We start from the raw sequence: 26,772 nt of genomic DNA, 5'->3' as shown, positions 1-26,772 counted from the left end.
CGGGGCACGGCGGCCCGGAACACAGGCGGTAGCAGTGCCTCCGCTAACCTCTCGGCGTGAGTGAAGACCAGTCCCAACAGTTCGAACGCGGCACCGACGGGCCCAAGGTGATCGTCGCCGGAGTCGACGGCTCCGAATCCTCGCTCAGAGCGGCGGCATATGCCGGAGGCCTGGCCCGGCGACAGCGGGCGCTGCTCGCCGTCGTGTACGTCCAGCCGGTGATGGCGGCGGGCGCCGCGTTCGGCGTCCCGGTGGCCGAGACCACCGACGAGATCGCCGAGGGGCTGATCGCGGAGATCCGGGCCGCGACCGAGCGGGTGAAGGGCATATTCGATGTCCGCTGGGAGTTCCACACCTTCCGTGGCGACCCCTACACCGGTCTCGTCACCGCCGCCGACGACCTGAAGGCCGACGCCGTGGTCGTCGGCGCCTCCGAGCAGGCGGGTCACCGCATCGTGGGGTCGGTCGCCGTACGTCTGGTGAAGGCGGGCCGTTGGCCGGTCACGGTGGTTCCGTAATACCCGCATGACCTGGCCTGGTGTGGCTCCTTCCGTAGCACCCCGCACTGGGCCATCATGATCCGCCATCAGCCGACGGCCGTCTGCGAAGAGGTGGAGCTCATGTCGGGACTACGGATGGGACAGGGCGTACTGCGCCGCAAGCCCATCGAGCAGATCGAGGAGACAGAGGCGGGGGCGGGCGGCGGACTCGCCAAGTCCCTCGGGCTCTGGCAGCTCACCGCGATCGGCGTCGGTGGCATCATCGGCGCCGGAATCTTCAGCCTCGCCGGGGCCGTCGCCAACGGCACGGCGGGGCCCGCGGTGCTGGTCTCCTTCCTGATCGCGGGTGTCGCGAGCGCGGCCGCCGCCTTCTCGTACGCCGAGTTCGCAGGCATGATCCCGAAGGCCGGCTCCGCATACACCTACGGGTATGTGGTGCTCGGCGAGCTGACCGGCTGGTTCATCGGCTGGGACCTGCTCCTGGAGTACACCGCGATCGTCGCCGTGGTCGCGATCGGCATCTCCGGCTACTTCGGCTTCCTGGTCGAGGAGATGGGAGCCGAGCTGCCGAGCTGGATGATGGGCGCGCCCGGCACGGGTGACGGGCACAAGGTCGACCTGTTCGCCGCGGTGCTGTGCCTGTTCATCGCGTACCTGCTCACGCTCGGCATCAAGAACGCCGCGCGCTTCGAGATGATCGTGGTCGTCCTGAAGGTGATCGTGGTCCTCGTCGTGATCGTGGTCGGCTTCTTCCACATCGAGACCGGGAACTACGATCCGTTCTTCCCCTACGGGGTCAGCGGCGCGTTCACGGGCGCGGCGACCGTCTTCTTCGCCGTCTTCGGGTACGACGCGATGAGCACCGCCGCCGAGGAGTCCAAGGACGCCCAGCGCCACATGCCGAAGGCGATCCTGTACTCCCTCGCCATCTCCATGGTGCTGTACGTCCTCGCGTGCCTGGTCCTCACCGGCATGCAGAGCTACAAGGACGTCGACCCGGAGAGCGGCTTCTCCACGGCGTTCAAGTCCGTGGGGCTCGGCGGCCTTGCGGACGTCATCGCGGTGGGCGCCATCATCGGCATCCTGACCGTGATGTTCACGTTCATGCTCGGCTGCACGCGCGTGTGGTTCTCGATGAGCCGGGACGGCCTCCTTCCCAAGTGGTTCGCCAAGACGCATCCGACCCGGCACGTGCCGACGCGCGTCACGTGGATCGTGGGGTTCGCCTCGGCCGCCATCGCCGGTTTCCTGCCGATCGGCGAGGCGGCCGAGCTGACCAACATCGGGATCCTGCTGGCGTTCGTCGTGGTGTGTGTCGCGGTGATCGTGCTGCGCTACAAGCGGCCGGAGCTGGCGCGCACGTTCCGCTGTCCCGGCATGCCGGTGGTGCCCGCGATCGGGGTGGTCTTCTCCATCTGGCTGATCACCTTCCTGGAGTGGCAGACCTGGGTGCGGTTCGCCGTGTGGTTCGTGATCGGCCTCGGCGTGTACTTCGGCTACTCGTACCGGAAGTCGGAGCTGGCGAAGACGGACCAGGGCACCTAGGGCGCTGGGCGTGCGGCGGGTCAGGAGCTCCGTTCGATGGACTTCTGGTACTCGCGGGCCATCTGCTCCAGGCCCTTATTCTTCCACTCGGCCCAGAACGGGCGCCACTCGCCGATCTTCTTGCGCCCGCTGACGATGTCGTTGACCAGGTCGGTCGCCTCGGTGGACATGCGCCCGTAGTGCTGGGTGTACGCGTCCGAGTAGTGGCCGACCGTGGGGTTGCGGATCGCGGTCTCCAGGAGCTTCTGCTCGGCGGCGTAGACGTCCTTCACGTCCTGGGCACGGTCCGTGCCCGGGAAGCTGGACGCGATCAGGGCGAAGGGCGAGGTCGTCGACGTCTGCAGCCCGCTGAAGAGGCCCTCGACCTGCTGCTTGCCCTGCTTGGTGCGGTCGGGGAAGCCGTTCTTGTCGTACGTGAAGTCCTCGCCCTCGGTGCCGTACTCCAGGAACTCGCGCTCCTTGCTGCCGAACGGCGCGGCCAGGTAGTCGAGGACGCGAAGGAGCATGCGCACCCGCTTCTCGTCGCCCTTCTTGATCGCGGTGTAGCCGATGGTGCCCAGGTGGTAGTGGTGGTTGGGCTTCTTGCCGCCCGCGGCGAACGGGAGCAGGATCTCGGCCGCGATGGCGGGGTCCTGGACGCGGATCTCCTTGCGCGCGTTGTAGGGGTTGGCGTGCACGGTGGCGCCGATCGTGCCCTGCGCCATCTTGATGTACGCATCGGCCATCTTGGGGTTGCCGGGGTAGAAGACGCCCGCCTTCTTCAGCTTCAGGACGAAGTCGAGGGCCGCCTCGTACTCGTCGGTGTCCTGGAACCAGGTCAGCGAACCGTTTTTGTTCTGCCGCCACTTGTTCGGGGCGCCGAAGCACTGGCTCAGCACGCTGACGGCGTTGACGTAGATCGGCTCCAGGGCCCAGGTCTTGCCGCCGGTGACCTCCTTGCACTTGGCGAGGAACTCCTCGGGGCTGCTCGACGCGATGCCGTCCGCCTTCTCCCAGACCTTCGGGTTGCCCGCGTAGACTTGGCCGAACGCCGGGTAGGGGACGGGCGCGCCCCAGATCTTGCCGTTGACGACCGCCGTCTTCCAGTGCGCGGGGGTCATCGCGGCGAGGTTCGGGTACTTCTTCACCGCGTCACCGGAGACGTACTCCGTGATGTCGGCGCACTTGGCCTCCAGGAGCTCGGCGACGTGCTGGATGCCCTGGTTCGGCGGTATCCACAGGAGGTCGGGCAGGTCGCCGCCCGCGATGGTCGCGGAGAACTTCTCCTCGTAGCCGGGGTCGGTGCCGAGGATGGCGGTGAGGTCGACGCCGAGTTCCTTGTTGAGCTTGCCCCAGTACGCGTTCGAGCCCTTGGGGGTCGGCGGCTGCGTCCAGATCTCCGTGAGCATGGTGATGCCCGAGCCGTCGCCGGGGGTCTTCGCGACGCTGCGGACCAGGTCCTTCGGGTAGGAGAGGAAGCCTGCCGAGAGGCCCTTCGCATTGGGGGCGAGGTCGGGCTTGATCTTGCTGAAGGGGATGTGGGAGGGCAGCTTCACCTTCGACGACGCCGCCTCGCCCGTCTTCTTCGTGCCGGAGCCGCAGCCCGTCAGGGAGGTGACGGCCGCGCCCGCGGCGACGGAGGTGGAGAGGCTGAGGAAGGTGCGTCGGGACATGCCAGGCATGGGAATCTCCGCGGATGAGGTCGTGGTGGGGCGGGGTGGGGTCAGCCCTTGACGGCGCCGGTGAGCACGCCCTTGGTGAAGTACTTCTGCAGGAACGGGAAGAGCGCGAGGATCGGCAGCAGCGCGAGCATGACCACGGCCATGGACAGGGACTGCTGCGGCGGCATGTGGGCGATGCCGAGCTGGTCGCTCGTCATGGACTTGTTCTGGACGACGTACGTCCGCAGGACCAGCTGGATGGGCCACTTGCCCGAGTCGTTCAGGTAGAGCATCGCGTTGAAGAAGGCGTTCCAGTACGTCACCGCGTAGAAGAGGCCGACGACGGCGACGACGCCCTTGGAGAGCGGGAGCACGATGCGGGTGAGGATGCGCCAGTCCCCCGCGCCGTCGATGCGGGCCGCCTGGTAGAGCTCGTCGGGGATGTTCATGAAGAACGCCCGCAGGACGACGAGGTTGAAGGCGTTGATGAGCACCGGGAGGATCAACGACCAGTAGGAGTCGAGGAGTCCGAGCTCCTTGACCACCACGTACATCGGGACCATGCCCGGCGCGAACAGCAGTGTGAAGAGGACCATCAGCAGGATCGGCTTGCTGCCGGGTACGCCTCGCTTGCTGAGGGCGTACGCGAGCGCGATCGTCGTCAGGAGCGAGAGCGCGGTGCCGACCACCGTGATCAGGACGCTCACGACCACCGCGCGCGAGACGATGCCGCCGGACAGGATCGTGCGGTACGCCTCCAGGGTCGGCTCCGTGGGGAAGAGGACGAAGCCGCCGGACTCGGTGATCTCCTTGCGGGAGGCCAGGCTGGTGGAGAGGACCGTGAGGAAGGGCAGGATCATCACGGCGCAGATGACCGTGATGACGACGGCCTTGGCGGCCGACCCGATCTTCGTCGGCGGCTCTTCCCAGGCGGGCCGCTCCTCGGGGACCCGCGGTGTGCGCAGGGGGAATCCGAAGCTGCTCATTTGCTGTACACCCCGTGCTCTCCGAAGGCGTGGGCGACCTTGTTGGCGCCCCAGATCATCAAGGCCCCGATGACTCCCTTGACCAGGCCCGCCGCGGCTCCGACGCCCCAGTCTCCGTAGACGACACCGTGGTAGTAGATGTACGTGTCGAGGACTTCCGCCGCTCTGGCGCCGACCGCGTCGCGCTGGAGCAGGAACTGCTCGAAGCCGACGGAGAGCACGTCGCCGAGGCGGAGCACGAGCAGCATGATCGTCACGCCGCGGACGGCGGGCAGCGTGATGTGCCACATGCGGCGCCAGCGTCCCGCGCCGTCGACGGCCGCCGACTCGTAGAGGCTCTGGTCGACGTTGGCGAGCGCCGCCAGGTAAATGATCATTCCCCAGCCGATGTCCTTCCAGATCACCTGCCCCGTGATCAGGAGCGGGAAGGTGCTGGGGTCGCTCATCACGTCGAGCGGCGACATGCCGTGGTCGCGCAGGTAGTTGCTGAAGAGGCCCGCGCCGCCCAGGACCTGCTGGAAGAGCGCGACGACCAGGACCCACGAGATGAAGTGCGGCAGGTACACGATGCTCTGCACGAACTTCTTGACGCGCGGGCTGACCAAACTGTTGATCAGCAGCGCGAGGGCCAGCGGGGCCGGGAAGAAGAAGATCAGCTGGAGTGCGGCGAAGGCGAGGGTGTTGCGGACCGACTCCCAGAACGCCGGATCGGCGAACAGCTCCTGGAAGTTGGCGAGGCCGACCAGCGGGCTGTCCTTGAAGCCGATGAAGGGCTGGTAGTCCTGGAATGCGATGACGTTGCCCAGCATCGGGACGTAGAAGAACCCGATGAAGAACAGCACGCCCGGGGCCATGAGGGCGAGCATCACCCAGTTGTTGCGCAGCCGGACACGCAGCGGGGCGCGCATGCGCAGCTTCCGACCAGGGTCCCCCGAGGGGGACTTCGACGTCGACTTCGACACGGACGCGGGCGGTGACGCGGCCTGTGGCCTGCGTCGCGTTGCAGGGGATGTCACTCGTTCTCCCTGGCCTGGCGGCACGACGGAATGGGGACACCGGCGAGCGGGCTTCTGGGAGGCGTCCTTGTGGGACGGAATTAAGAAGCCAACTTGCCGAAAGTGAGCCACATCATGGAAGGGCCGCCCGCGCCCGTCAACCACCTGTGAGGCCTAAGGGGTTGGACTTTTCTGCGCGGCGCGTTCGTTGTGTTCCATCTGTTCCAAGTGGTCCAGTGCGAGGCGGGCTGCCCCGGTTGCGGTGGATTCCTCACCCAGCACGGAGGTGCGCACTTCGGGTGCGTACGGGCAGCTCTCGGCGAGGCGCCGGGCGAACGGCTCGCTCAGCAGGGCGCCCGCCCGGGAGATGCCGCCGCCGAGCACGACCGCGCGCGGATCGAGCACGGCGACATGGCGGGTGAGGCTGTCGGCGAGGCATTCGGCGAAGGCCCGCAGGGTGTAGCGGGCGCCGCCGTCACCGGCGGCCGCGGCGGTGACGACCGCGCGCGCCGCGTTCTCGCGGGTGGGCCGCTCCGCGCCCTGATGACCGGCGAACCAGTCGAGAAGCCGCTGGTAGGAGCGTTCCCAGCCGTCCCCTGCGACCATCTCGCCCGCCGCCCCGTGGTGCCCGCGGTGGAGTTCGCCGCGGAGCCACAGACCGATGCCGAGACGGTTGCCGACGTAGAGGTAGACGCAGTCGCGCACGTCGACGCTGACGCCGCCGGTGCACTCGGCGAGGGTGGCCAGCTGGATGTCGTTGCCGATGACGACGGGGCCGTGGACCGTGTCTTCGAGTTCACGGGCCAGGTCGCGGCCGGTCCACTCGGGCAGCGAGTCGCTCACCGCGACGCGCCCCTCGGTGTCGACCATGCCGCTGGTGCCGATGCCGGTGGCGAGCGGGCGCACCCCGGCCGCCGCCGGCTTGGCGAGGCATCCGGCGATCGCGGTGCGTACGGCGTCGAGCCGTTCGCGTGCGGGCAGTTCGGGTGTGACGGCGACGCGCTGGACCGCGACGGTGCGGCCGAGCAGGTCGGCGGCGAGCACCAGGATCTTGTGCGCGCCGATGTCCACGCCGAGGACGTGTCCCGCCTCGGCGCGGAACCGGAACCTACGGGCCGGTCTGCCGACGGCACCGCTGCCCGGGGCCAGCTCCACGAGCCTGCCCTCGCGCAGGAGTTGCGCCGTCAGGTCCTGTGCCGTCGGCCGGGAGACGCCGATCAGCGTGGCCAGCTCGGGCACGGTGATCTCGTCGCGTTCGCGCAGCACACGCAGGGCTGCCGCCGCGTTCAGCCGTCGCAGCAGTGACGGATCGCCACTCAACGGGTCGCCGCTCATGGGTCCCTTCCCCTTGACAGCAAGATCGGTTGCTCCCAGGGTGACCCGGAGCGATTGAGAAACTTACCTAACAAACAGCGCCCTTGGGAGCACAGATGGGTCAGACAGAACCGCAGGCCGGCCATCCCGAGCTGGAGTGCGGCGTCGGCATCTGGGATCAGGACGTCTACGGAAATCATCGCCTGCTGGTGGAGGTCACCGACGCGGCCCCCGCCGTCGCGGCCGAACTCCCGTGGCGCCGCCAGGGCGTGAGCGTACGTTCCGTCATGGGCGACGTGGACGTGATCGTCCTCGCCCCGTCCGGACTGCGGGTGCACAACACGGTGGCCGTCGAGGTGTCCGGCGAACGCGGCCGCATCGCCTTCGAGCCGGTGGAGGGCCCCGGCGCGTACGCCGTGCACTATCTGCCGTACGCACACACGGGCAAGCCGTACTACCCCCAGGCCGCCTACCGGCCGCCGACGCGGACCGCGGACCCTGGGTGGGCGCACCGCTGCGGCCTCGACGGGGGCGGCGTCGAGGGGGCGGGCACCGACGGGGCAGGAACCCCGGGCGAGGGCGACGTCTGGTCGCGGCTCCCCCGCGCCGAGGCGTTCCGCTACGAGGCGGCGAGCGCGGTCGACTCGTTCGCCCCGATGGGCTTCGCCGCGACCGGAGCCGAGTGCGCGGCGCTGCGCCGGGCGCACTCCGGGGAGCGGTTCGTGGTCTTCGCCGAGGATCGCGCGCATCCGCTCGGCCGGTACGGCAGCCTGCCCGCCCGCTGGGCGCGCGCGACGCCGGGCGCGCCCTTCACGGGTACGGCGGACCGTGGCGAGTTCTACGCGGTGCAGATCGGCGTGTACGCGCTCACCGGTCTGACGGAGGTGCGCGCCGAGGTGCGTGGGCTGCCGTTCGCCGTACGGTGCCTCAGCACAGGTGGCATCGACGCGCGCGGGGCCGCCTTCGAACGGCACGTCGAGGTCGCCGAGGGCGGGGTGACCGCGCTGTGGTGCGGCATCGACGTGCCCGAGGGTGCCGACCCCGGCGACTACGAGGGCGAGATCGCCGTCAGCGCCGAGGGCGCCCCGGAACGCACCCTGCCGCTGCGGCTCACCGTCCGCGAGGCCGTCGTCGCCGGGCACGGCACGGGCGACCCGGCGCGGCTCGCCCGGCTCCGCTGGCTGGACTCGACACTGGCGCAGGACGACGAAGTGGTACCGCCGTTCACACCCGTGAAGGTCGACGGACAGCGGCTTTCGATCCTCGGGCGGGCCGTGGAGCTCGGCCCCGACGGCCTGCCCCACCGGATCTCCTCGGCCTTCACCCCGTCCGTGACCCGCGCCGACGGACCCGAGCGTGAGCTGCTCGCCGCGCCCGTCGCGTTCGATGTCGGCCGCGTCCTTGCGCACGGTCCGCTCACCGTCGACCAGCCGGGACCGGCCCGCGCACGCTGGACCACGACGGCCACGGGACCGGACGTACTCCTGCACACGGAAGGGGAGTTGGAGTCCGACGGCTTCCTCGTCCTGCACGCCACCGTCGAGGCCACCGCCGACACCGAACTCGACGTGACCCTGGACGTGCCGATGCGCGAGGACGTCGCGCGGTACGCCATGGGGCTCGGCCTGACGGGCCGCGCTTGCCCGGCGACGTACGACTGGACGTGGGACACCCCCACCCGGAACCAGGACGCCTGCTGGCTCGGCGACCCGGCGGCGGGCCTCCAGCTCTCCCTGCGCGACGAGCACTACGCGCGACCGCTCAACACCAACTACTACCGTGAGAAGCCCCTGGTCACGCCCCGCTCCTGGGCGGGCGAGGGGGACGGCGGGGTGCGGCTGCGCACCGGCGGCGGGGTACGCACGCTCACCGCGTTCAGCGGCCCGCTGCGGCTGCGCGCGGGCGAGAGCCGCCGCTTCACCTTCCGGCTGCTGCTCACCCCGTTCAAGCCGCTCGACCCGGCACGCCAGCTCAGCGAGCGCTACTTCCACGCCTACGCCTCCCCCGGCGAGGTCGCGGCGTACGGCGCGAACGTCGTCAATCTGCACCACGCGACGCCGCCCAACCCGTACATCAACGACCCGCTGCTCGGCGCCGGGACACTGCGCGCCTACACGGACGAGGCACACCGGCTCGGGGTGCGCGTGAAGGTGTACGACACGATCCGCGAACTCACGCGCCACACACCGGAGTTGCCGGTCCTCGCGTCGCTCGGCAACGAGATCTTCGCGCCCGGGCCCGGTGGCGGACACGCGTGGCTGCGGGAGCACATGGGCGGGAGTTACGTGCCGGGCTGGGTGGCGCCCGACGTCGGTGACGTCGCGGTCGTCACGTCCGGCGACTCGCGGTGGCACAACTCCTATGTGTGCGGCATCGAGCGGCTGCGCCGGGTCGTCGGCGTGGACGGCCTCTATCTGGACGATGTCGCGTACGACAGGACCACCATGAAGCGCGTCCGCAAGGCGCTCGCCCGGTCCTGCGACTCCGCGCCGCTGGTCGACCTTCACTCGTGCAACCAGTTCCGCGAACCGGACGGCTTCGCGTCGAGCGCCAATCTCTACGCGGAGCTGCTGCCGTACGTCGACCGGCTCTGGCTCGGCGAGCTCTTCGACTACGACGGCAGGGACGGCGGGGACGGCGCCGACCCCGCCTACTGGCTGGTCGAGATGTCCGGCATCCCCTTCGGGCTGCTGGGCGAGATGCTGGAGGGCGGCGGCAATCCGTGGCGCGGACTGGTGTTCGGCATGACGGCACGGGCCCCGATGACCGACGTACGGCCGCTCTGGCGGGCCTTCGACCTGCTGCGGCTGCCGGAGGCGGAGATGACCGGCTGGTGGGCGGGTGAGCCGCCCGTGCGGACGGGGCGGGACGACGTCCTCGCGACGACGTGGCAGGGTCCTGGCGGGACGGCGACCGCGGTGGCGTCCTGGGCGCCGCGGCCCGCCGAGGTCGTGCTGGCCACGGAGTCGGGCCCGGTGGCGGCGTACGCGCCCGCGGTCGAGGGCTTCCAGCCCGAGCGGTCGTTCGCCGCGGGCGAGCCGGTCCCGGTGGCCCCGGGACGCGGCTGGCTGCTGCGGATCGCGCCGCCCGCGGACGGGCCCGCCGCGCCTACTTCCCCATGACCAGGCCGTCCTTGCCCGCGCCGCGGCTGAGGACGACGCGGCGGATCCGGTCGCGCACGGCGCTCACGTCGGCGCCGCGGTCGAGGGCGGTGTTGAGGTTGACGACACGGCCCGGGTCCGTGTCGAACCACATGGGGAGGAACTCGGCCTTCTTCACCTCCCAGCGGGCACCCGGACGCGCGGGCGGGGCGAAGGTGAAGCGGCCGATGGTGCCCTGGTTGCCCCGCGGGTCGTGCGCCCCCTCGTGGTTGATCATGTCTCCGGCGATCTGGTCGCCCATGCCGTAGATGACCCAGGTGCCGTTGACCTTCTCGTAGGCCTGCGGCACATGGGCGTGAGTGCCGAGGATGAGGTCGATGTCGGGGCGCCCGCCCGTGCGGGACGCCGTGAGCTGCTTGCCGAGCCGCAGCTGCTGCCGGTCGGGCGCGTCCTGCCACTCGCTGCCCCAGTGCAGGCTGACGACCACGACGTCGGCGCCCGCCTTCCGGGCCGCTTTGGCGTCCGCGACGATCTTGCCGCGGTCGATGAGGTCGACCGACCAGGGCTTGCCCTTCGGCAGGGGATAGCCGTTCGTGCCGTACGTGTACGCGAGCTGCGCGACCTTGGCGTCGCCCGCCCGCAGCCACGCCGGGGTCCGGTCCTCGGCGGCCGAGCGGGCCGAGCCCGCGTGCTTGATCCCCGCCTTGTCGAGCGCGTCCAGGGTGCGGCGCACGCCCGCCGAGCCGTCGTCGAGGGTGTGGTTGGAGGCGGTGGAGCACGCGTCGTACCCGGTGGTCCTGAGGGCGCGGGCCACCTGGGGCGGCGACTTGAAGCTGGGGTAGCCGGAGTAGTCGCCGTTGGCTCCGTAGACCGTCTCCATGTGGCAGATCGCCAGGTCGGCCTTGCGGATGACCGGCTTGGCGCCCGCGAGCATCGGCGCGAAGTCGTAGCCGTCGCCGCCCGCGTCCGCGTTGGCCTTGCGGATGATCGAGGAGTGCGGAAGGACGTCCCCGGAGGCGGCGAGGGTGAAGCCGCGCTTTCCGGCCGCGGAACCACCGGCCGGGGAGTGCGCGGGGGCCGGGTCGACGCGCCGGGACTTCCCCTGCGCGGGCTCCTTCCCGGTCGCGTCCTGCTGGGCCGAGCAGGCGGTGGTGCCCGCCATGCCCGCGATCAGGAGGGCCGCGGCGGCGGCCGTCACGGGTCGCGGACGCAGGACGTTCCGCGGGGTTCCGGGTGTGGAGGTGGTAGGTGTGTGCCGTGTGATCCGTGCGCGCTGCTTCATCGGTCGGGCTCCATGGATGGGGCGGTATCCGGCCAGACGAAGTCACATACGGAGCTAATGGTTAATCAAGGACCATTGCCGTCACAGTCCCTGAAACGGAGTCAAACAAATCCACCTGTGACGCGAAGAACACAGGGCGGCCGACCTGCGGTGAAACCGGGGGCCGGGTCAAGGCTCCGTAAAGCGCCTTGCTCAGCACCCCTCGCGGGTAATCGGCTGTTCCTCACCGTGTGCCGGACAGGGGGGCCAGAGGCCGGTGACGCGCACGGACCGGAGGAAGGCGGAGCGGATGCGGCACGAGAGCAGAGGAAACCCCGACGGCACGGACGGCCCCCAGGGCGGCGAACTGGTCGTCCCCATGGCGTGGTTGTACGCCGAGTACATCGCCGACGAGCTGCTGCGCACCGGCGATCTGATGCCGCCCACCTCCTTCGAGTACCGGGCGGGCCGCGACGCCCTCGCCCTGACGATCTTCCTGTCGGACACCAGGGGCGAGCTGTCCGGAATCCGCGTGGTCTCCCAGCTGGAGACCTGGCTGGACCTGACCGCCTACGGCCAGCCGTGGCAGGACTGGGTCCGCGAGCGGATGGCGCTGCTCGTGGCCGACGCCGTCGCCGAGGTGCCCGGGCCCGATCTGGCCCTCGCCGAGCAGGCGTGGCGCTGGCTGCAGGAGACCGAGCTCCTGGCTCCCGACCTGGACTCCGTGCCCGGCCGTGCCGTGCAGGGCGAGGAGGACGGACCGAAGGTGTGGACCCCTGCGTGGCGGCTCGGGCTGCCGCTGGGACATCTGGCGATCCATCTGTTCTGAGGCGGTCCGGTCCTTGAGTGATTCCGCGTTCCGCTGCGTACCGGAGGAGGAACAGCACCCGGCACCGACACGGAACGGCAAGGAACGCCATGGGGCCCCTGGAGCGGCATCGTGACGCGGGCGCCTACGCGCTCGGCGTCCTGGACGAGGCGGACGCCTGCCGCTTCGAGGACCACCTCGCGGACTGTCCCGCCTGCCTCCTGGCGATGGACGAACTCCATACGGCTACACGGCAGTTGGAACTCTATGGACGCGCGACGCCGACCCCTGTGGAGCCGTTCGCCGCCCCCTCCCCCGGCCTTCTGGACCGCCTCCTGAGCGAGGCAGGGAGGCTGCACGGCGTGCGGCACGGAAGACGGCTGTGCGCGGTCGCCGTCGGTGTCGCGCTGGTCGTCGGCGCGCCCGCCGTGGCCGTCATGACGGCGGGCGGCCCCGGGTCCGTGCGGATCAGCGCACACGACGCCCGCAGCGGCCTCTCCGCCACGCTCACGGCCCAGGACCGGGCCTGGGGGACGGAGATCGGGCTCACGGTGCGCGACACGGCGGCCGAGGAGCGGGTCTGCGAGCTGGTCGCCGTCGGCGCCGACGGCTCCGAGCGGACCGTCATGTCGTGGCGGGTCCCCGGGCCGACCGTCTGGATGCAGGGCGCCGCGGCACTGCACACCGCGCAGACCGACCGGTACGAGGTCCGCACGGCGCGGGGGAAGCGGCTGCTGACGCTGCGTCACCCGTGAGCCGCGCTGCTTCGGTGGCCGCGGCGTTTCGACTTCCGCGGCCCTTCACTTCAGCAGCCGCGACATCCTCCGGTCCGCGAGCAGCTTCCCGCCCGTCTGGCAGGTCGGGCAGTACTGCAACGAGGAGTCGGCGAAGGACACCTCCCTGATCGTGTCGCCGCACACCGGGCACGGCTCGCCGGTGCGGCCGTGCACGCGCAGGCCGCTCTTCTTCTCCGCCTTGAGACGGCCCGCCGCGACTCCGCGCGAGCGCTCCACCGCCTCGGTCAGCGTAGCCAGCAGCGCCACATGCAGCCCATGGACTTCCTCCTCGGTAAGGCTCGATGTCAGCCGGAACGGGGACATGCGGGCCGCGTGCAGGATCTCGTCGCTGTACGCGTTCCCGATGCCCGCGATCAGGCTCTGATCGCGCAACGCCCCCTTGATCTGCCGCCGTTCGCCCTCCAGGAGTCGCGCGAACCGTGCCTCGTCGAACCCGGCGGCCAGCGGGTCGGGCCCGAGCCGAGCGATGCCGGGCAGCTCCCCCGGCGCCTCGGTGACGTACACCGCGAGGCGCTTCTGGGTGCCCGCCTCCGTGAGGTCGAAACCCTCCCCTGTCTCCAGGGCGACGCGCAGCGCCAGCGGGCCCTTGCCCGGGCGCGGCACGCCTTCGGGGAGCCTGTCGTGCCACCGCAGCCAGCCCGCGCGGGCGAGGTGGGTGACCAGGTGCGTCCCGTCGGCGTCGATGTCGAGGAACTTGCCGTGCCGCCGCACGGCGGTGACCGTGCGGCCTTCGAGGGCGGTGGGCGGCGGGTCGTACGTCTTCAGGACGCTGACGGCGGTGGGCAGTACGCGCACGATCTCCCGGCCGACCAGATGGTCCGTCAGGAACTCCCGCAGGGCTTCTACTTCCGGCAGTTCGGGCATGTCTTCTCGCTCACTCCCGCGGTTCCGCGGCGGGCACGATGAACTCGCACCACACGGACTTGCCGCCGCCGCGCGCGTCGACGCCCCACACGTCCGCGAGCCGGTCCACCAGGAGCAGGCCGCGGCCCGACACCCCGGACTCGCCCGCGTCGCGGCGGCGGGGCAGGGCGCTCGACGAGTCCTCGACGTCGACGCGCAGCCGCCGCTCGGTACCGGTCAGGACGCGCAGGGTCACGACCGCGGATCCGTCGGTGTGCATCAGGGCGTTGGTGATCATTTCGTCGGCCACCAGCTCGATCTCGTCGGCGCGTTCGCCCGCGCCCCAGGCCCGCACCGCGGCCCTGATCATGTGCCGGGCCTCGGCGAGGGCCTCCGGGTCGCTCGGTGCGACGTGCTGCCGGAGGCGGCCGCCCGCCTGGGGCGTGTCGTGGGTGCGGCGGCGCAGCAGGAGGAGCGCGACGTCGTCGTCCCCGCCGCGGCCGTCGACGATGCCGCAGAGCCGGTCGGCGAGCCGTTGCAGGTCGCGGGGGCCGACGGCGGCGAGCTCCGCCAAGGCCCGCATGCCGTCGTCCAGATCGGCGCCGGGCTCCTCGACGAGGCCGTCGGTGCAGAGCAACAGGGTCTGGCCCGGGTCGAGTTCGAGGGTGGTGACGGGGTAGTCGAGCTGGCCGAACTCCGCCGAGAGGCCGAGGGGCAGGCCGCCGTCCACCGGGACCCGGCCGCAGGAGCCGTCGGCGCGCTGGAGGAGCGGGTCGAGGTGGCCTGCGCGGACGAACTGGACCACGCCGGTCGACAGGTCGGCGTCGGCGTAGAGGCAGGTGGCGAAGCGTTCGGTGTCCAGTTCGTGCAGGAAGCCGGAGGCGCGGGCCATGACGGTGGCGGGTGTGTGGCCCTCCGCGGCGTAGGCGCGCAGGACGATGCGGAGCTGGCCCATGACGGCGGCGGCGTGCGTGTCGTGGCCCTGTACGTCGCCGATGACGGCGCCGACGTGGCCGCCGGGCAGCGGGATCACGTCGTACCAGTCGCCGCCGATGTCCCGCCCGAGCGCCGCCGAGCGGTACCGCACGGCGATCTCTGCGCCGGGCACGCCGGGGATGGTGCGGGGCAGCATCGCCTGCTGGAGCCCCTGGGCGAGGTCCTTCTCCTGCTCGTAGAACATGGCGCGCTGCAGGCTCTGCGCGATGCTGCTGCCGAGCGCGACCAGGACATTGCGCTCGTCCTCGGTGAAGCCGGTCTTGTCCTGGTAGAGCAGGCCGAGCACGCCGATGGGGCGGGCCTGCGCGATCAGGGGCAGATAGGCGGCCGCGGTGATGCCCAGTTCGTCGATGTGCGGCCAGAGCAGCGGATAGGACTCCGCGAAGTCGTCGGCCGTCTCGATGTAGCGCGGCGCGAGGGTGCGCACGACCTCGCTCATCGGGTAGTCCTCGTCGACGCCCGTGAGGCGGGTGCCGGGCACGAAGCTGCCCACGGGCCCCTCGGCGACGAGCCGGATCCGTCCCGCCTCGACGAGGCCCATCACCAGGTTGGAGGCGCCCAGGTACGCGAGGCCGTGGGTGTCCCGCAGCACGTCGATGACGTCCCGCACCGTGCGGGCGTGCGCGAGCGCCGCCGTGGTGCCCTGGACGAGGCTCGTGGTGCGGCGCCGCTCGGCCTCCTCGTCCGCGCGCTCGCGCAGTGCGGCCGGGCTGTCGCCGAGCTCCCGGGTGGCGTCCCTGACGAGGCCCACGATGCGGCGCGGGCGGCCCGTGGCGTCCCGCTGGATGCAGCCCTGCGTGTGGGTCCAGCGCAGCGCGCCGGTGTCGCAGCGGATCCGGAAGTACGCGCCGTAGGTGTCGCTGCCGTCCTTCGGGGCGTGCGAGACGATCTGGTCCAGACGGTGCCCCTCTACGGTCGGCACGCGGAAGGCGAGGGTCTCGGGCCGGTTGTCGTACTGCTCGGGGCGTACGTCGAAGACCTCGTGGGCGGTGGCGTCCATCGTCATCCGGCCCGTGTCGAGGTCCCAGTCGAACCGGCCCATGCGCAGCGCGGCCCCGTACAGCGCGAGGAAACAGCCGGCCGGTTCCCCGGCCGGCTGTCCACAGCGGCATTGCCCCGCCGGGTCGTGCTCCATGGGCCCACGCTAGGCGGAGGCCCCCGAGCGCGCACGCGGGAGCCGCGGCGCGCGGGGCGGGGCCCGGCCGGGGCGGGCAGGGCTCCGCCGTCCAACCGCGGGCCCCGCCCACTTGGACACCGTGCGATCCGTTCCTGTGTCCGCTAGGCCGTCTCCGCGACCTTGCTCTGGACCCGCATCGCCACCTCCGTCCACATCTCCGCGCTCTCGCCGGCGAGGTAGGCGACGATGCCCCTGCAGTGCGGCGGGACCTTCTCGATGATCTGGTCCCACTCCTCCATGCTGATCGTGTGGATGTTGAGCAGCCGCAGCAGGGTGCGGCCGATCTCGCTGAAGCGCAGGGCCGGGTCGGCCTTGAGCCGCTTGACCGCGGCGGCACGGTCCTGGGCCGCGTCCCGGTCGGGCACGGCCGAGGGGCGGGCGACCCGGGGGGCGGGGACGTGGTCCTCGCCGCTCGTCCGCCGCCCGCGCTGCGGCACGGGGTCCTCACCGCGCATCATGCGGTTGCGTACGTCCCGTACCGTCTCCGGCGAGATCGACGCGACGCGGGCCACCTGGCGCAGCGACAGGGCCGGGTTCTGTGCGATGAGCTCGCTGGCGACCCTGCGCCCTTCGGCGCCGTTGATGGGCCGGACCCGGCCGTCGTGGCCGATCCGGCTCTCTTCGCCGTCGCGGCCGCCCGGGGCGCGTTTGCGGATGTCCGCGACGGTGCCGGGCGCGATGCCGCTGACCGAGGCGATCATCCGGTCCGACCACTGCGGGTGCGTGGCGATGATGCGGGCGGCCGCCCGCTTGCGGTCCACCGTGGTCAGCGGCAGGCCGTGGGTGACGTTCGACTCCACGGCGAGCACGAAGGCGTCGTCCTCCGCGCCGTCGAAGTACCGCACCGCGATCTTGCGCTGTCCCTGGAGTTCGGCGGCGCGCAAGCGGTGCAGGCCGTCGATGACCCGCATCGTCGGGCGGTGCACGGTGATGGGCGGCAGCGGGGTCTGTACGACCGCCAGTGCCTGGACGTGCTCCGGATCGACTCCGGACGTCCGCGGTGAATCAGCCGTCGAAAGCGAGCCGATCTCGACTTCGACGACCATTAATCGGTCGATCTCTTCGTGCCCGGGTGTTGCCAACTCAACTCCCCCTAAAGCTCTGATGTCCCCCGTGTGCGCGCCCCTGCACGCCGACCGGTCATGCCGCACCGCCGCGCCGCGCACGCGTTCGCCCTTGGTCGAGGGCCCCTGAAATGAATGCGTTGCGCGCTCTGCAGGCGTGCTCTCCCGGATCACGGCGAAGGGTGCGGCGCGCACGTGTGCGCCCCTCGACGTCTTCAACCACCGCAATCGGATTCCGGAAATTCACGGAATCCGTACCGTCCGGCCGCAGGAGCATTTCCCCGGCCGGGCATGTTCACCTTAACAACGCGCTTTCCGCGCTGGTACCCCTCACTGATGGCGATCCATGGGCTCAGCCACCCCTATTCACCCCTACCGGCCTGCGCACCGGCGGCGGACCGCGCAAGGGTGCGGCCCATCAGTGGCGACAGGGCCCCGACGGCGTCCGCCACCTCGTCGATCTCGGCCCGGGTGAGGGCCTGGTCGCCGTCGCAGAGCGCCGTCCCCGGCTCGGGGTGCACGTCGATCATGACGCCGTCCGCACCGGCCGCGAGGGCGGCCCGGGTCAGCGGCAGGACGAGGTCCCTGCGGCCGCCCGAGTGCGAGGGGTCCACGATCACCGGGAGGTGGGAGAGGCGCTGGACCACCGGCACCGCGCTGATGTCCAGCGTGTTGCGGGTGGCGGTCTCGAAGGTGCGGATGCCCCGTTCGCAGAGCACGATGTCCAGGTTGCCGCGCTGGGCGATGTACTCGGCGGCCATCAGCCACTCCTCGATGGTGGCGCCGAAGCCGCGCTTGAGGAGCACGGGCCTGCCGCTCGCGCCCACTTCCTGGAGCAGGGCGAAGTTGTGCATGTTGCGGGTGCCGATCTGCAGCATGTCGGCGTAGGGGGCGACGAGTTCGACGCTTGCCGGGTCGATGACCTCGGTCACCACCGGCAGCCCCGTCTCCTGCCGCACGTCGGCGAGGATGCGCAGGCCGCGCTCGCCGAGCCCTTGGTACGCGTACGGCGACGTGCGCGGTTTGAAAGCCCCGCCCCTCAGCAGCGCGGCGCCCGCGGCCTGGGCCATCCGGGCGGCGGCGAGGGTCTGGGAGTGCGTCTCCACCGCGCAGGGCCCCGCGATCACGGTGAGGGTGTCGGGACCGATGGGGACGCCCGCCACGCTCACCACGGAGCGGTCGAGGTGGTGCTCCCTGCTGACCAGCTTGTACGGCACCGAGATGCGTACCACGTCCAGGACCCCGCGCAGATGGGCGAGGTTGAGGGCACCGAAGGCGCCCACGTCTCCCACGAGCCCGACGATCGTACGGGTCACCCCTCGGCTGACGAACGCGTCCCCGCCCGCCGTGCGGACCAGGTCGACGACCGCGTCCACGTCTTCCTGCGTGGCCTCCGGAGCCATCACGACAACCAAGGGATCCTCCCGCACATGAGGCCCCGGCAAGGCGGGACCGGTCTCGGATACGCGCTGTCCCCAGGGCGGAACGGAAATCCGTCCGCCGCTGTCCACAAGCCCCGGACTTTCCGGAGGAAAACTTTCCGGAATCCGTACGTGACCCGTCGGGGAATTACGTCGGGCGACCACGGTAGGAGGTGTCCGTGCTTTTCCTCAATGGAGTCCGGCACCCTTGTCCAACTGCGCAATATCCCTTGCCGCAGCGCCGGGCTCTCCGACCCGCCGCGGGAAGGCGACTTCCACGGCGAGACCGCCCTCCGGGCGTGCGCGTGCGCTGATCACCGCCTCGTGGGCGAGGGCGATGGCGTGCACGATCGAAAGGCCGAGACCGGGGTGGCCGTCACCGGCCGTGCGGCCCGTCCGCTGGAAGGGTTCGAAGAGCCGGTCGACCCGCTCCGGCGCCACCCGGTCGCCGGTGTTGGCCACCGCGACGACGGCATGTCCGTCCCGGCAGCCGGTGGTGACCTCCACCCGGCCGCCGGGTGCGTTGTGGCCCACCGCGTTGTCCACGAGGTCGGACACCAGGCGCTGCACGAGCGCCGGGTCGCCCAGGACGGGCGCGGGCCCGATGGCGGTGTCCACCCGCAGCCCGCGCCGCTCGGTCTCCGGGCGCGAGACGTGCAGCGCCCACTCGGCGGCGCGTGCGAGGTCCAGCTCCTCGCGGTGGAGCAGGCCGCGGTGGCTGCCCGCGAGCGCCAGCAGCGACTCCAGGAGGCGTGCCTGCTGTTCGCTGATCGCCAGCAGCCGCTCGGAGTTGGCCCGGAACGTTTCCGCGGTGGCTTCGCGGTCGATGAGCGTCTCCTCGAGGAGCGCGTGCCCCAGGGTGAGCGGGGTGCGCAGCTCGTGCGCGGCGTTGGCGACGAAGCGCCGGTGGGAGTCGAGGGCGGCTTCCAGACGGCCGAGCAGCCGGTCCACGGTGTCGGCGAACTCCTTGAGCTCGTCGGCCGGTCCCTGGACGGCAAGCCGCTCGTGGAGGGTGTCCGCCGAGATGCGCCGGATGGTGCCGGTCAGCGCGCACAGCGGGCGCAGCGCACGGCGGGCGACCAGTCGGCCGAGGACGGCCGAGACCACCAGCATGGCGGCGAGTGCGACGCCCGACTGCACGAGCACCTGCCGCAACTGGGCCGCGTGCTGACGGAGCGCCTGTTCCTGCAGCTGTCCGATGACGTCGCCGGAGCGGGCCGCGGTCTGCGCGCCGGGCAGTCCGCCGCCGGAGCGGCCGACGCCCGCGCCCGAGCCCGTCCCGTCGACGAGGACACGGTCCGCGGGGAACCGGGCGACGAGCAGATACGTGAGGGCGAGCAGGACCGCCCCGGAGGCGACGAACAGCGCGCCGTACAGCAGCGTGAGGCGGACGCCCGCGCGCCGCGAGGGCAGGTGCATGGGCCCCTCAAATCCGGTAGCCGCCCCGAGGAACGGTCTCGATGACGGGCGGGGTGCCGAGCTTCGGCCGAAGGCGGTTGATCGTCGCCTTGACCGTGGTGGTGAACGGGTCCGTCGCCTCGTCCCACACCCGTTCCAGGAGCTCCTCGGCCGATACGACGCGGCCCTGGGCCGCGAGCAGGTATTCGAGGACCGAGAACTCTTTGGGCGTGAGCGCCAGTCGCTCCCCGGCGCGCGAGGCGACCCGCTGCGCCGGGTCGAGTCTCAGGTCGCCGCGTACGAGCACCGGGGGCAGCGCGGCCTGCGAGCGGCGGGCGAGTGCCCGGATGCGGGCCACCAGTTCGGCGTAGGCGAAGGGTTTGGGGAGGTAGTCGTCCGCGCCGAGGCTGAAGCCCGCCACGCGGTGGGCGATGGTGGCGGACGCGGTCAGCATCAACACCCGTGCGTGCACGGGCTGTTCGACCAGTCTTCGGCAGACCTCGTCGCCGGGCACGGCGGGCAGGTCCCGGTCGAGGACGATCACGTCGTAGTCGACCACCGAGGTGCGTTCGAGGGCGTCGGCGCCGTCGAGGACGACGTCGACCGCCATGCCCTCGCGGCGGAGCACCCGCGCCACCGACTGGGCGAGTTCGGCGTGGTCCTCGGCCACCAGGACCCTCATCGCGGCGGCCTCATCGCGGGCCCCTCGTCATTCCGCAGGCGCTGATCATGAAGTCCACGGTGCCCGAACGGCCGTCACGCACCGGTCACAGCCCGGCGGGAGTTCCTGTGTGCCGGTCACAGATCTTCGGACCGCGGTGTGACCGCCCGCCGCGTAGAAACGGAACCGCGCCACCGCAACGGCGGCCAGGGCCTCACCGAGGGGGAGACGGACACATGACAGATGTCCGGTCGCTAGCCCACGTGGAGCCGGTCGCAGGCGTCGTGCGTCCCTGGTTCCTCGCTGTCCCCCGGCCCCGTCACCGGACCGATCTTGGCCGCGAGGTCCGCACGCCGCTGGACGGCCAACTTCCGGTAGGCGCGCGTCAGATGCTGTTCGACGGTGCTGATCGTGATGCAGAGCTTGTCGGCGATCTGGCGATTGGTGTGGCCACGGACGGCGAGCGTGGCCACACGCAGTTCGGCGTTGCTGAGTTCGTCGGGATGTCGGCGGTTCCCGGACGACCACGGCTGTTCGGCGGGGTGCGGACTGCTCGCATCGGCCGCGGACGGCGGCACGGGCATCCCGCACTCCCCCCCGAGCCGCTGCGCCTTGCGGGCCAGCGCCCTGGCCCGGCCGACCTTGCCGAGCTCGCGCTGAGTACGGGCCGACTCGTCGAGGGCGCGGACCAGTTCGATGCGGTGTCCACGGTCCCGCAGGATCTCGATGGCCTCGCCGAGCAGCGGCGGCCGGTGTGCGGCCTTCAGCGTCCCGGCGAGCACCCGCAGCGAGACGGCCCGTGCGCAGCCGTTGCCCCGCCCCGCCAGGGCCAGTTGCTCCTCGGCCAGGGCCCGGGCGCGCTCGCCGTCGCCCAGCGACAGATGGGCCTCGGCCGCGTCGGTGCGCCAGGGGACCAGCGCGGGCAGGTCGAATCGCCAGCGCCGCATGAGGTCTCCGCAGGTGAGGAAGTCGTCGAGCGCGGCGTAGGGACGCCCGGCGGCGAGGTAGTAGTGGCCCCGGGCCCGCAGGTAGAGCAGTCCGTCGGCCGTCTGGAAGGCCGAGTCCGGTACGGGTACCGCGAGTTGGGACGCCGCCTCGTCGAGCCGCCCCATGAGGGTGGCCGTGGACAGGGCGATGGCCACGGGCCCCGCGACGGCCACCCCCCACCCGTCCGCGGGCACGAGCGTGAGCGCCGAACGTGCCAGCTTCCGCGCCGCGACGAGCGCGCCCGCCCTGAGCTCGATACGGGCCTTGGTCGCGGCCAGCAGCGCCTGCCACAGCGGGGCACGCCGTTCGGCCGCCTCGTTGAGCAGCGTCTCGCACCAGAAGGCCGACGCCTCAAGCCGGTCGGCGAGGAGCAGGGAGTTGAGCGCGACCAGGAGCGCCGTCACGGTGCCGTCGTCGAGACGGGTGCCCTGGAGGATCTGCTCGGCTCTGACGACCACGTCCTCGCCCGGCCCGTCGAGGAGGGCCCGCACCAGGGTCGCCGCCCGCTGATGCGGGCTGCGGGCCAGGGCCTCCGCGTGCTGTGGGGTCGTGTCGTGCGCCGTCGTGTGCTCCGGGGTCCCGCCGAGGGAGGCGACGGCGGAGGCGGAGAGGCCCGGATAGGCGTATCCCAGCCAGAGGCGCGGGCAGTCGTACCGGCGGGGCGTGCCGGTGCCGGACCGGCCGGGCGCCGCAGCGTCCTGCCGCTCGACCGCGCGGAGCACCTCAAGGGCCCGCTCCGGCCGCCCGAACCAGAGCAGGTGGCCGACGAGTTCGTCGGTGTGCCGGGTGCCGAGCCTGCCGTCCAGTGCGGCGGCCGTGAGCTCGGGCAGGTGCTGGGCGACTCCCGCCGGGTTGACGCGCCAGAGCGCCCGGGTGAGCGCGGCCCGTATCTCCAGGGACTGGCGTGCGTCGGTGCTGGTGTCGCGGGCGATGCGCAGACAGGTGTGGGCGAGCTCGACCTGGTCGTCGGCGAGAGCGCGCTCGGCCGCCTCGATCAGGGTGCGCCGCGCCCAGGGCGCGTCGACCGTCTCCGCCGCGATCAGGTGCCGCACGACCACGGTCACGGCCGCGCCGTGCTCGTGCAGGACCCGGGCACAGCGGGCCTCGACGCGGGCGCGGTCGGCGGGCTCCAGGCTTCTGAGCACCGCGGCGCGCCCGGCCTCGTGGCGGAACCAGCCCGCGTCGAGGAGGCCCGCCTCGTTCAGCGCGCGCAGGCTGCGCAGGAGCGACTCCCGGCCGGCCCCGAGCACCTCCATGAGCTCGGCGAGCGACATGTCGGGGCCCGCGACCGCCAGGGCCCAGGCGGTGCGGCGGGTGGCGAGGTCGCTGCGGTAGAGACAGGTGGCGACGGCCCGCACGAAGGCCTCGCCCGGCACCGGACCTGCGGAGGAGACGGCCGCGGCGCCCGTGGCACGGTGGTCCTCGATCAGCGCCCGGGTCAGCAGGGGGCTGCCGCCGCCCATGTGGAGCAGTTCGGAGACGAGCTTGCGCGTCCGCCACCCCGGCTCACCGAATACGGAGATCATTTCTGCGACTCCGGACCGCTGGAGCGGGTCGAGCCTGATATTCCGGCAGCCGGGCAGCCGCAGTAAATCAACGCGCAATCGCGTATTGCCCGTCACGAAGTCGCTGTTCTCCCCCAGCACGACCAAAATGCGGCTGACGGCCAGTCGGCGCGACAGGTAGAGGAGGCATTCCAGGGAGTCTCCGTCGGCATGGTGCACATCGTCGATACTGAGCACCACTGGCCTTTCCCTGGCTTTTTCGAGCAGCAGGCCGCAGAGCTCGGGAATCTCGTTCATCGCCACGGCAGGCCGTTCTCCGGCCGCCCGCCGCGCACGGGCCGTTCGCACGCTACGGTCCACGAGTTGCGCCGCGCGCCGTGCGTCCGCGCCCAGCAGACCGGCACCGAGAAGCAGTTGCCCCATGACTCCGAGAGGCAGGTCAGTCTCTGCGGCCGATGCCGTGGCCTGCAGATACAGTGCGCCCGCGACGGTGACGCACGGGCCGAACGCGCGCAGCAGCGCGGTCTTGCCACTGGCGACCGCGCCACTCACCAGAACGACGCCACCATGCCCACTCGCACACGAGTCGAGCATGTGTTCCATGATCGAAAGTTCTTCACCACGTTCCACCACGTTCATGAGCCGACTTCTCCCCCGCGGCTGACGGCTGATCCTCGGGCGGCCTTAAGACCGGCTGGATCAATTCATTGGACTTGACCGGCCACCCGACGGACGACTCTGCCATATTTGAAAATCAACTACCAGCGCCATTTGACTCAATGCCATGCCAATACCGTCGCGAATGCGCCACTTCCCAGCCAATCGGACGCGCCTGCTCCATATCATTCGGAAACTCTTGCGCATTTGCCTGATGACCGAACTCGGCGATATTTGAGAACCCGGTCGCGGGCCGGGCAAATGACATGAGTGGCGACAGGGGCGACAGCGACGAGAGGGCCGGGGAACGATTGGCGCGTTCCGCATGGCCCTCTCACCCACCGTCTGTCCGGTATGGCACTACGAGGGCAGCACCGGCGAGGGGCAGCCGGGCGGGACCGGGGACGCGGGGTCCGGGGGCGTCGCCGTCCGCGGCGGGCAGTCGGTCGAGGATTCGCCGGGGTCCGCGTCCGGGCTGGTGGGGCTGCCCGGGACATCACCCTGGCCCGGACTCTGCTCCTGCTCCTGGTCGCCGGGGGTCGTCCCGTCCGGGCTGGTCTCGTCCGGGCCGGTCTCGTCCGGGCTCGTCCCGTCGGGCTCGGTCTCGTCCGGGCTCGTGCCGTCCGGATCCGTGGGCGTCGGGCTCGACTGGGAAGGGGACGGGGACGTCGGGCTCGGCGACGTCGGAGAAGGGCTGGTGGGAGTGGGGGTCGGCGTGGGAGTCGGCGGCTTGGTCGCGCGGTCGTGGTGCGCCTTGCCGTCGCCGACCTTCCGCTCGATCCAGGTGTTGTTGACGATGTTCACGATGGTGATGTTGACGATCGGCTGCGGCGCCGGGGTCACCACGACGACCCGCGTCGGCTGATACCCGTTCCACGGGCGGCCGTTGTGCCGGGGCGAGCCCTTGAACGCGACCGGCGGCTTCAGCGGATTGCCGCACGCGCAGCGCACCCGGGGCAGGCCTCGCTCGTCGACCAGAACCGCCGTACCCGTCTGCAGAACGGACTGGAAGCTCGTGGGCGATCCACCGCGGAAGCCGTGATTGGTGACGCGCGTGTCGGCCCGCAGCACGACGGGGGTCAGCCCTCGCAGGAAGCTCGGAACGGCGGCCGGGTCGATGCCCGACGCCTCGGCGAAGGCGCGGGCCTTCGCCGCGTCGGCGGTGAGGAAGCGCACCTGCTGGTCGACGTCACAGCTGCCGACGGAGTGCGTGCCCCCGTACAGCCCCGGCGTCCCGCCCGGGATGGAGCGGGTGCCCTGCGGCGTCGCCGACCCGGTGGGCGACGGCTGCGGCGAACGGGTGACGGGCGACGGGGAGGCGTCGGTCCTCGCCGTGGAGTCGGTGAACGGATCGGGGCCCTGTGCGGCGACCGGCTGCATGAACAGTTCACTGCCGCCGTCGGCCGTCTTCTCGTCGCCGTCGCCGGAACAGCCCGCCACCGCCAGGGCCGCGGATATCGCGAAGACGATCACGTGGTTCCTGGTGGGTGCGCGCACCGGTTCTCCTGCCGTTGCCGTGCCGTGTGACCCCTGTTGCGAGGGGTGTTCCGCCATTGTCTGTAGGCCTTCCGCCGGGCCCGCAAGCCGAAAGGGTGGCCCGCCCGGCGCACGGCAAAGGCCCCGCCGCCGCACGGAAGGGCCCGGTCGGCGCACGGAAAGGCCTGGTCGGCAGCACAATGGGCACGTGGAGTGGTTCACGGCGGATGCGTACTGGCTGAGCCGGCTGATCTTCCAGCGGGCCCTGGCGGCGCTCTATGTGGTGGCCTTCCTCGGGGCCGCCCTGCAGTTCCGGGCGCTCATCGGGGAGCGCGGCATGCTGCCGGTGCCGCGGTACGTCGCGCGGGTGCCGTTCCAGAACGCCCCCAGCCTTTTCCAGCTCCACTTCTCGGACCGGTTCTTCGCGCTCTGCTCCTGGACGGGGTGCGCGGTCGCGGTGGCGCTGCTCGCAGGGGCGGACGGCCTGCTGCCGCTGTGGGGCGCGATGCTGCTGTGGCTGGTGCCCTGGGCGCTCTATCTCTCCATCGTGAACGTGGGACAGACCTGGTACGGCTTCGGCTGGGAGTCGCTGCTCCTCGAAGTGGGCTTCCTCGCGGTCTTCCTGGGCAACGACAGGGTCGCCCCGCCGGTCCTCGTGCTCTTCCTGCTGCGGTGGGTGCTCTTCCGCGTGGAGTTCGGCGCCGGGCTGATCAAGATGCGCGGCGACGCCTGCTGGCGCAAGCTCACCTGCCTGTACTTCCACCACGAGACGCAGCCGATGCCCGGGCCGCTGAGCTGGCTCTTCCACCACCTGCCGAAGCCGGTGCACCGGATGGAGGTCGCGGCCAACCACCTCACCCAACTCGTGGTGCCCTTCCTGCTGTTCACGCCCCGGCCGGTGGCGACGGGCGCGGCCTGCCTGATGATCGTGACGCAGCTGTGGCTGGTCCTGTCCGGCAACTTCTCCTGGCTGAACTGGATCACCATCGTGCTCGCGGTGTCCGCCCTCGACCTCTCCGCCTGGCACCCGGCACCCGACGTCGCGGGCACCCCCGTCTGGTACGAGGTGGTGGTCACCGCCGTCGCCGCGCTGCTCCTGGCCATGAGCTACCGGCCGGTGCGCAATCTCCTCTCCCGGCACCAGGTCATGAACCGCTCGTTCGATCCGCTGCACCTCGTCAACGCGTACGGGGCGTTCGGCAGCGTCGGCCGGGTGCGTCAGGAGATCGTCGTCGAGGGCACGGCGGACACCGTGCCGCGGGAGGACTCCGACTGGCTGCCCTACGAGTTCAAGGGCAAGCCCGGTGACGTACACCGCTGGCCGCGTCAGTTCGCGCCCTATCACCTGCGGCTCGACTGGATGATGTGGTTCGCCGGGCTCTCCCCCGCGTACGCACGGTCCTGGTTCGGCCCGCTGGTGGAGCGTCTGCTGGACGGCGACCGGGACACCCTGCGGCTGTTGCGGAGCTCGCCGTTCCCGCCCGGGGCGCCGCCCGCGTACATCCGGGCCCGGCTGTACCGCTACCGGTACACGACATGGCGCGAGCTGCGCGAGACGGGCGCCTGTTGGGAGCGTACGTACGTCCGTGAGTTCCTGGGACCGACACGGATCGCCCCACCAGTCGACTGAGGTCCGGCCC

At 71.3% G+C, this 26,772-nt stretch carries 19 protein-coding genes; 6 read left to right on the top strand and 13 right to left on the bottom strand.

From position 1 onward, the window contains the following. The first annotated feature begins 56 nt into the window (after positions 1–56). Positions 57–518: a universal stress protein gene (locus ABZV77_RS38515; RefSeq protein WP_356267327.1), complete on the top strand. Its 462-nt coding sequence runs from the start codon at positions 57–59 to the stop codon at positions 516–518. Between the two features lie 102 nt (positions 519–620). Beyond that, the gene (locus ABZV77_RS38510) at positions 621–2,045 is read left to right on the top strand and encodes an amino acid permease (protein WP_356267326.1); all 1,425 of its coding nucleotides are present in this window, start codon (positions 621–623) and stop codon (positions 2,043–2,045) included. Positions 2,046–2,065: 20 nt separating this feature from the next. On the opposite strand, the gene ABZV77_RS38505 is transcribed toward ABZV77_RS38510, so the two are convergent. From ABZV77_RS38505 to ABZV77_RS38490, 4 genes are all read right to left on the bottom strand, one after another. Next, positions 2,066–3,697 carry an extracellular solute-binding protein gene (locus ABZV77_RS38505; RefSeq protein ID WP_356267324.1) on the bottom strand — a complete coding sequence of 544 codons (1,632 nt, stop codon included), beginning with the start codon at positions 3,695–3,697 and terminating at the stop codon, positions 2,066–2,068. A 50-nt stretch (positions 3,698–3,747) separates the two neighbouring features. Beyond that, complete coding sequence (locus ABZV77_RS38500) at positions 3,748–4,671, bottom strand: carbohydrate ABC transporter permease (protein ID WP_356267322.1); 924 nt, start codon at positions 4,669–4,671, stop codon at positions 3,748–3,750. Then, on the bottom strand, positions 4,668–5,579 hold the full coding sequence (locus tag ABZV77_RS38495; protein WP_356267320.1) for an ABC transporter permease subunit: 912 nt from the start codon (positions 5,577–5,579) through the stop codon (positions 4,668–4,670). The genes ABZV77_RS38500 and ABZV77_RS38495 overlap by 4 nt, the downstream gene beginning before the upstream one ends. A gap of 261 nt (positions 5,580–5,840) precedes the next feature. Further along, positions 5,841–7,001, bottom strand: a complete 1,161-nt coding sequence (locus ABZV77_RS38490; RefSeq protein WP_356267319.1) for an ROK family protein — start codon at positions 6,999–7,001, stop codon at positions 5,841–5,843. A gap of 95 nt (positions 7,002–7,096) precedes the next feature. On the opposite strand from ABZV77_RS38490, the gene ABZV77_RS38485 reads away from it, so the two are divergent. Then, positions 7,097–10,102, top strand: coding sequence for a glycoside hydrolase domain-containing protein (locus ABZV77_RS38485; RefSeq protein WP_356267317.1), 3,006 nt, complete (start codon positions 7,097–7,099; stop codon positions 10,100–10,102). Here ABZV77_RS38485 and ABZV77_RS38480 read toward each other — a convergent pair. Beyond that, complete coding sequence (locus ABZV77_RS38480) at positions 10,089–11,363, bottom strand: CapA family protein (RefSeq protein ID WP_356267315.1); 1,275 nt, start codon at positions 11,361–11,363, stop codon at positions 10,089–10,091. The two genes, ABZV77_RS38485 and ABZV77_RS38480, sit on opposite strands and share 14 nt — an antisense overlap. A gap of 289 nt (positions 11,364–11,652) precedes the next feature. On the opposite strand from ABZV77_RS38480, the gene ABZV77_RS38475 reads away from it, so the two are divergent. Both ABZV77_RS38475 and ABZV77_RS38470 read left to right on the top strand, forming a co-directional pair. Beyond that, positions 11,653–12,171, top strand: a complete 519-nt coding sequence (locus ABZV77_RS38475) for a hypothetical protein (RefSeq protein ID WP_356267401.1) — start codon at positions 11,653–11,655, stop codon at positions 12,169–12,171. Positions 12,172–12,260: 89 nt separating this feature from the next. After that, positions 12,261–12,905 (top strand): zf-HC2 domain-containing protein, encoded by a 645-nt coding sequence (locus tag ABZV77_RS38470; protein WP_356267313.1) that lies wholly within the window; start codon positions 12,261–12,263, stop codon positions 12,903–12,905. A 45-nt stretch (positions 12,906–12,950) separates the two neighbouring features. Here ABZV77_RS38470 and ABZV77_RS38465 read toward each other — a convergent pair whose 3' ends face one another. From ABZV77_RS38465 to ABZV77_RS38430, 8 genes are all read right to left on the bottom strand, one after another. Next, entirely contained in the window at positions 12,951–13,811 is an 861-nt protein-coding gene (locus tag ABZV77_RS38465; RefSeq protein WP_356267312.1) for a DNA-formamidopyrimidine glycosylase family protein, read from the bottom strand. Positions 13,812–13,821: 10 nt separating this feature from the next. Beyond that, on the bottom strand, positions 13,822–15,921 hold the full coding sequence (locus ABZV77_RS38460; RefSeq protein WP_356267310.1) for a SpoIIE family protein phosphatase: 2,100 nt from the start codon (positions 15,919–15,921) through the stop codon (positions 13,822–13,824). A gap of 143 nt (positions 15,922–16,064) precedes the next feature. Continuing rightward, positions 16,065–17,009: a ParB/RepB/Spo0J family partition protein gene (locus tag ABZV77_RS38455; protein WP_356267308.1), complete on the bottom strand. Its 945-nt coding sequence runs from the start codon at positions 17,007–17,009 to the stop codon at positions 16,065–16,067. Positions 17,010–17,389: 380 nt separating this feature from the next. Then, positions 17,390–18,430 (bottom strand): 3-deoxy-7-phosphoheptulonate synthase, encoded by a 1,041-nt coding sequence (gene aroF, locus ABZV77_RS38450; protein ID WP_356267399.1) that lies wholly within the window; start codon positions 18,428–18,430, stop codon positions 17,390–17,392. Between the two features lie 207 nt (positions 18,431–18,637). Beyond that, positions 18,638–19,867: an ATP-binding protein gene (locus ABZV77_RS38445; protein ID WP_356267306.1), complete on the bottom strand. Its 1,230-nt coding sequence runs from the start codon at positions 19,865–19,867 to the stop codon at positions 18,638–18,640. 7 nt (positions 19,868–19,874) lie between these two features. Continuing rightward, complete coding sequence (locus ABZV77_RS38440; RefSeq protein ID WP_356267305.1) at positions 19,875–20,528, bottom strand: response regulator transcription factor; 654 nt, start codon at positions 20,526–20,528, stop codon at positions 19,875–19,877. Between the two features lie 233 nt (positions 20,529–20,761). Beyond that, positions 20,762–23,638, bottom strand: a complete 2,877-nt coding sequence (locus ABZV77_RS38435) for an AAA family ATPase (RefSeq protein WP_356267303.1) — start codon at positions 23,636–23,638, stop codon at positions 20,762–20,764. Positions 23,639–24,016: 378 nt separating this feature from the next. Beyond that, a complete protein-coding gene (locus ABZV77_RS38430) occupies positions 24,017–25,153 on the bottom strand; it encodes a DUF6777 domain-containing protein (RefSeq protein ID WP_356267301.1) in 1,137 nt (378 codons plus the stop codon). Between the two features lie 187 nt (positions 25,154–25,340). On the opposite strand from ABZV77_RS38430, the gene ABZV77_RS38425 reads away from it, so the two are divergent. Further along, positions 25,341–26,762 carry a lipase maturation factor family protein gene (locus ABZV77_RS38425; protein WP_356267300.1) on the top strand — a complete coding sequence of 474 codons (1,422 nt, stop codon included), beginning with the start codon at positions 25,341–25,343 and terminating at the stop codon, positions 26,760–26,762. The last annotated feature ends 10 nt before the right edge of the window (positions 26,763–26,772 follow it).

The organism is Streptomyces sp. NPDC004732 (assembly GCF_040609235.1).
Lineage (GTDB): Bacteria > Actinomycetota > Actinomycetes > Streptomycetales > Streptomycetaceae > Streptomyces.
Note: the sequence above shows the minus strand (reverse complement) of the source record. Positions and strands in the feature narration are given on the sequence as shown.

What these genes read in the sequence shown, in the direction of transcription:
- ABZV77_RS38510 (WP_356267326.1), top strand. Translation starts at nt 621, where the DNA reads ATGTCGGGACTACGGATGGGACAGGGCGTACTGCGCCGCAAGCCCATC.
- ABZV77_RS38505 (WP_356267324.1), bottom strand. Translation starts at nt 3,697, where the DNA reads ATGTCCCGACGCACCTTCCTCAGCCTCTCCACCTCCGTCGCCGCGGGC.
- ABZV77_RS38500 (WP_356267322.1), bottom strand. Translation starts at nt 4,671, where the DNA reads ATGAGCAGCTTCGGATTCCCCCTGCGCACACCGCGGGTCCCCGAGGAG.
- ABZV77_RS38495 (WP_356267320.1), bottom strand. Translation starts at nt 5,579, where the DNA reads ATGCGCGCCCCGCTGCGTGTCCGGCTGCGCAACAACTGGGTGATGCTC.
- ABZV77_RS38490 (WP_356267319.1), bottom strand. Translation starts at nt 7,001, where the DNA reads ATGAGCGGCGACCCGTTGAGTGGCGATCCGTCACTGCTGCGACGGCTG.
- ABZV77_RS38485 (WP_356267317.1), top strand. Translation starts at nt 7,097, where the DNA reads ATGGGTCAGACAGAACCGCAGGCCGGCCATCCCGAGCTGGAGTGCGGC.
- ABZV77_RS38480 (WP_356267315.1), bottom strand. Translation starts at nt 11,363, where the DNA reads ATGAAGCAGCGCGCACGGATCACACGGCACACACCTACCACCTCCACA.
- ABZV77_RS38475 (WP_356267401.1), top strand. Translation starts at nt 11,653, where the DNA reads ATGCGGCACGAGAGCAGAGGAAACCCCGACGGCACGGACGGCCCCCAG.
- ABZV77_RS38470 (WP_356267313.1), top strand. Translation starts at nt 12,261, where the DNA reads ATGGGGCCCCTGGAGCGGCATCGTGACGCGGGCGCCTACGCGCTCGGC.
- ABZV77_RS38465 (WP_356267312.1), bottom strand. Translation starts at nt 13,811, where the DNA reads ATGCCCGAACTGCCGGAAGTAGAAGCCCTGCGGGAGTTCCTGACGGAC.
- ABZV77_RS38460 (WP_356267310.1), bottom strand. Translation starts at nt 15,921, where the DNA reads ATGGAGCACGACCCGGCGGGGCAATGCCGCTGTGGACAGCCGGCCGGG.
- ABZV77_RS38455 (WP_356267308.1), bottom strand. Translation starts at nt 17,009, where the DNA reads ATGGTCGTCGAAGTCGAGATCGGCTCGCTTTCGACGGCTGATTCACCG.
- aroF (WP_356267399.1), bottom strand. Translation starts at nt 18,430, where the DNA reads ATGGCTCCGGAGGCCACGCAGGAAGACGTGGACGCGGTCGTCGACCTG.
- ABZV77_RS38445 (WP_356267306.1), bottom strand. Translation starts at nt 19,867, where the DNA reads ATGCACCTGCCCTCGCGGCGCGCGGGCGTCCGCCTCACGCTGCTGTAC.
- ABZV77_RS38440 (WP_356267305.1), bottom strand. Translation starts at nt 20,528, where the DNA reads ATGAGGGTCCTGGTGGCCGAGGACCACGCCGAACTCGCCCAGTCGGTG.
- ABZV77_RS38435 (WP_356267303.1), bottom strand. Translation starts at nt 23,638, where the DNA reads ATGAACGTGGTGGAACGTGGTGAAGAACTTTCGATCATGGAACACATG.